This window comes from Rhizobium sp. SEMIA 4085 (assembly GCF_013004495.1).
Taxonomy (GTDB): domain Bacteria; phylum Pseudomonadota; class Alphaproteobacteria; order Rhizobiales; family Rhizobiaceae; genus Rhizobium; species Rhizobium gallicum.
The window spans coordinates 1-730 of record NZ_JABEPH010000704.1 but is presented as its reverse complement, the minus strand read 5'-3'; the positions used below and the strand labels follow the sequence as shown (position 1 = coordinate 730).

1 protein-coding gene is annotated in these 730 nt (G+C 62.9%); it reads left to right on the top strand.

The window, feature by feature from the left end:
- The coding region (locus C9413_RS32515) for a GGDEF domain-containing protein (protein ID WP_170251643.1) at nt 1–658 on the top strand (658 nt) is incomplete at its 5' end.
- Nucleotides 659–730: the final 72 nt, after the last annotated feature.

The following is a 730-nucleotide window of genomic DNA, read 5'->3' as shown; positions in this document are numbered from 1 at the left end:
CACCTGCCGCATGGTCATGGAACGTTCCGAAAAGCACTTGCGCGCCTTGAGCCTCACCGATTCATTGACCGGCGTCTGGAACCGCCGCGGCCTTTTCGCCCGGTTCGATGCAATGCATGAGAAGGCCTTCGACGACAAGCGCCAGATCGCAGTCCTGCTTTTCGATCTCGATCATTTCAAACGCGTCAACGACCGTTTCGGCCATCAGGCGGGCGACGCCGTTCTTTCGGCATTTGCGAGGACGGCGCGCCAGTTCGTGCCGGACAACGTCTTTGGCCGCATGGGAGGCGAGGAATTCGCAGCCTTCGCGATCGTTTCCGACCAGATGGAGGCGGAGGCGCTTGCTGAATCGATCCGCGCCGAATTCTGCCGCGTGCCGGTCGCAACCGGCGAGGCGATCGTGCCGGCCACCGTCAGCATCGGCATTGCGCTCAGCTCTGCGGCCGAAACCAATATGGACAAGCTGATTTCCGCAGCCGACCGTGCACTCTATGCGGCAAAGGCCGCTGGCCGGAACTGCAGTGTCATTTTCGGGGCGGAAGAAGCCGCCGCCCCCGCACCTGCGGAAATGGACAAGAATGCCGGCGAGTTGGTCCCGACGGTTGACGATCAGGTCGACGCGCTCCGGCGGATGGGCTCGCTGTCGCGCGCCAGCTGACCGTCCGATCCACCTTTTCGGGGCCTGTCAAATCCGCTACGCCTGCGACCCTGATGCGAGCGCCCATTTTCT